Annotated in this window: 6 protein-coding genes; all 6 read right to left on the minus strand. The window is 38.6% G+C overall.

Going from position 1 to position 3,656, the window contains the following annotated elements:
• Nucleotides 1-137 precede the first annotated feature (137 nt).
• The 6 genes from ACKPQ5_RS10090 to ACKPQ5_RS10115 all read right to left on the minus strand — a co-directional run bounded on the left by ACKPQ5_RS10090 (nucleotide 138) and on the right by ACKPQ5_RS10115 (nucleotide 3,619).
• Entirely contained in the window at nucleotides 138-506 is a 369-nt protein-coding gene (locus ACKPQ5_RS10090) for a hypothetical protein (protein ID WP_407678983.1), read from the minus strand.
• On the minus strand, nucleotides 506-727 hold the full coding sequence (locus ACKPQ5_RS10095; RefSeq protein WP_407678984.1) for a helix-turn-helix domain-containing protein: 222 nt from the start codon (nucleotides 725-727) through the stop codon (nucleotides 506-508). Before ACKPQ5_RS10095 ends, ACKPQ5_RS10090 begins: the two co-directional genes overlap by 1 nt.
• Complete coding sequence (locus ACKPQ5_RS10100) at nucleotides 720-941, minus strand: hypothetical protein (RefSeq protein WP_407678985.1); 222 nt, start codon at nucleotides 939-941, stop codon at nucleotides 720-722. Before ACKPQ5_RS10100 ends, ACKPQ5_RS10095 begins: the two co-directional genes overlap by 8 nt.
• Nucleotides 938-1,141 (minus strand): hypothetical protein, encoded by a 204-nt coding sequence (locus tag ACKPQ5_RS10105; RefSeq protein ID WP_407678986.1) that lies wholly within the window; start codon nucleotides 1,139-1,141, stop codon nucleotides 938-940. Before ACKPQ5_RS10105 ends, ACKPQ5_RS10100 begins: the two co-directional genes overlap by 4 nt.
• Before the next feature lie 263 nt (nucleotides 1,142-1,404).
• Nucleotides 1,405-3,084, minus strand: a complete 1,680-nt coding sequence (locus ACKPQ5_RS10110; RefSeq protein ID WP_407678987.1) for a LamG-like jellyroll fold domain-containing protein — start codon at nucleotides 3,082-3,084, stop codon at nucleotides 1,405-1,407.
• Between the two features lie 4 nt (nucleotides 3,085-3,088).
• Nucleotides 3,089-3,619, minus strand: coding sequence for a sigma-70 family RNA polymerase sigma factor (locus ACKPQ5_RS10115; RefSeq protein WP_407678988.1), 531 nt, complete (start codon nucleotides 3,617-3,619; stop codon nucleotides 3,089-3,091).
• Between the last annotated feature and the right edge of the window lie 37 nt (nucleotides 3,620-3,656).

The raw sequence follows: 3,656 nt of genomic DNA on the forward strand, positions 1-3,656 counted from the left end.
TAACCAGTTTTTTTATCGGTGCATTGGATTTGTAACCCAAAATACGGGCGGCGTGTGAAAAATTAATTAAATCAAAATTATTTTGTTTCATGTTATCTTATAAAAAGTAAAATTACATCTGTTGATTGAAGTTCTATTCAGTCGCTATATTTTCGTGGCCTGCCCCTGGTTTTTGGAGGCATTTCAATAACTTTTGTTGAGTCTTCATCAGAAGTTTCGTTGTGTTCCTGCTTATTGGTGATCAATGAATAAAGATCGCTTAGAAGAACCCTTTTTATCTTGTTGTCCGGTATATAGTAGCAGGGGAGCGTGTTTCGGGAAATCAGATCTTCCACGGATTTGCAACTGTTGAAGCCAAGGATGCCTGCGGCTTCAGTGACTTTAACATAGCGGTCTAAGGTATCAAGCTCGGGAGGTTGAATAGTATTGGGGAGTGTCATCGCGGGGTTACTGTCTGTTGATTGCTGTGATAGGAATTTGGCTTTGTTGATTAAATCCTGCACCACTATGGGTTCCCCTTTTCTTTGATCGCACTAAAGAGGGTAAGCAGTTCGGATTTTTTGACCCGTAATTTTTTGGTCAGGGGAATCGAATAAGCTGGCAAATCTCCCTTAATCACCAAATTATGAACTCGGGTGTGTTTTCCAGAACCAAGAAGAGAAGCTGCTTCAGTGAATGTTAGGTATCGGTCATGCGGATAGGAGTCCTCTTTTCCGTATTTAAACATTTTCCGAATTATGCGGTTTTTGGGTCAGCATATTCATCAAATCATGGTACCTGACTTTCTTTCGGTTCGTATGGGGCATTTGATAAGCCTTCAGATACCCGTTATCAATAAATGATTCAATTCTGCGATAATCAACATAACTAAGCACTTTTGCTGCTTCACAAAGATTAAGGTAGTAATTGGGATGTTCATCAAAACGGTCTATTTTTTTCATTTAGATACTCCGTGGAGACGGGCGAGTTTTTTTACCTCGTCCAGGCAGAGGAATTTCCTGCCGAGTACAGTGGATTGAAAAACAGATAATTTTCCTGATCTGATCAGGTGATCAATTGAATTTGTGTTTGCATAACCAAGAAGATCCCTCGCAAAAGCTTTGGTGACATAGGACCTATTTTCAATATTGATTTGGCTCATCTTTATTTTATGTATTAAATGTGTGTATTCGTTAAAGTTGCATTATATCAAACTAAAAATTAATTAATTATATTTTTTTCGTATGATTTAAAAATTAATTAATTAGTCGGATAAAATAATTATTTATGGGCTATTCGGTTCCCGGTGTGCATTGGATATAAAATGAAGTTCCAGTGTCAAATAGAGTCTGATTTTTTGGTTAATTTAATTTTCATATTTTTGACTGATAAATGATTTTGTTAATTGCTTAGCTAATATTCATTTCATAAAGAATTTTCATGCGATTCGACCGGAGGCATATGGTTCGGTTTGCCCACCAGAAATAGATCTGAAACTTCTTCGCTTCCAAGTGCTCGTTTCCAAATAATCAATTCGTCGGACATTGCGTTCAGGGCTCTTGTCCAACTCCCATTTATATTTTGAATATTACCAATTAAAAATTCTCCTGGCTCAACAAATTTCACATGCTCGGTGTGGTGCGAAAGGAGTAATTTTCCGTTGAGGTAGATATGAACTATAATTCCTAAGGAAGATTTTTCGAAGACAGTGCTTATCATCTGCCACGAAGATAGGGGAATTCTGCCTGAACGTTGGGTGTGTGATCTTGTTTCCAGCTCGGATTCTCCCCACATAAATAGCGAAGGTATGTTCGATGTCCTGGGCATTTCTAAGCGAAAGTATCCAGGTTTGTTCCAGTACTTTGATCCGTAAACCGCTGACCAGGTATCATTAAAATAGGGAATGTAAATCCATGAAGAAAATGACAGTTCTTCGAATTTACCCATGAAATCAAGTGATATATGGCTGTCATGATGAGGCATTGTCAGTGCTTTTGAACCGGGGAATCTTCCTGATGTCCAGCTGGAGTTATGCATCACGCCATGACTGATCGGGGAATTTTTCTTTTTATTTAAGATAATACGATTCGGTCTAATTGTGTTCTTATAATGTTTCCACTGCCCGGGGAGATTTTTTAATTCATTAGACCCGAATTTGTGTTGGTTCCTGTAGTGGGTGAAGTCAAAAATGGCCAAAACATTATCATCTGAAAGATATTCCTCTATCCTTTCCTGTTTCCTTTGAAGACCGAGGAATCCGGGTTGATATAACTTTTCATCTCCGAGGAGGTCGGAAAAAGAGTTTGTGAGAATTGTATGGTTTGAATCTGATGCAGGTTTGTTAAACCTGCTTAAATATCCTAAGGATGTTTCGCTAGTTTTGTCTTTAATTTCAACAAGTCCTTCATTCACCATAATGGATGGTTTTTCCCCGGGAATTATTGAGAGAGAGAATTCAGTTCCCCAATCCACAATTTCCTTGTCCTCGGTATGTATGGTAAACTGATGCCCCCACTTATTGATAACAATGGTTCTTGCTTTCCCCTCTTTTATTCTGATGTCTTTGGGACCGAGAATTTCAAATTGTCCGGGGCCCTGGAAAATAAAATCCACCGATTTGTTGAAGCGCAAATGAATCCCGCCGCCTTTTTTAAGCTCGAAAGTTTCCGGTTTCCAAATTTCTCTGTTTAAAGATTTCGATTGATCGAGGTGGACTTGGTTGTGGTCGATCACCACCGCAAGGGGATTTTTAGGAATAATGTTGGCGCTCGCAAAAGAAGCTGTGCTTTCCTGATCTTTATCTACATTTCTGGTGAGCCATGAAAAACAGATTATGAAAATTGCGGCAACCGCTCCGAGTAAAAGAAGTTTCTTAAAAGGAGGGGGGTGAGTATCCAATTGATCTGTCTTCTTATTGGAGAATTTGAGAAGGTCTCCGAGGTCTTCTTCACGGTCCAGCAGTTGCTCATGCATTATTGCATAAGTTCGAAAATAGGATCTGGCCGAAGCGTCTTTTTTTAGCAGACTATTTAATTCGGGTTCCATTTCTTTCTTCAGATGATTTGAAAAATAATCCGCAATGAGTTGTTTTTGATGTTTTTTCATATCTTTACTGATTCGAAATAAGTTTTTGGTTCATACAGTCTGCCAAAGAAAGGCGTAGCCTGCTTGCCTGTTTGTAAAGTGCTTCTGGAGTTTTCTTCATTTGTTTTGCTAGCTCTACAAACGATCCTCCCTTATTGTAAGGAAGTTCTACAAGCTTGCGGTTAAAATCGGAAAGCATCTTTAAGCATTCTTCCAGGTATCCAAGTAATTGATCGCTTTCCTTAAATTCCTCGATGCCTTCGTTCAGAATGGTTTCCACCAAGTCATTATTCAAAATGAGTCGACTTCTGGCTTTGCCTCTCCTGAATTTTAAAATTTCATATCGTGCGATGACGCACATCCATTTCCCAAAATTTTCTTCGGGATTTTCAAGTTTACTGAATTTCTGCCAGGCAATGATCGAGGTTTCCTGCATTACCTCCAAAATATCGTCGTGATTTTGTAAGCCGTTTCTTACATAGGCACGCACAAGTGGTTCATACTTACTGTATAATTCAAGAAAGTAGGTTGATTGCTCTTTTTTTTTCGTTAACACTATACTTATTACTCCCGTTGAAATTCAATCCTGACAT

It is taken from the genome of Candidatus Seribacter sulfatis (assembly GCF_964187635.1).
GTDB classification, from domain to species: Bacteria; Verrucomicrobiota; Verrucomicrobiia; order Opitutales; family Seribacteraceae; genus Seribacter; species Seribacter sulfatis.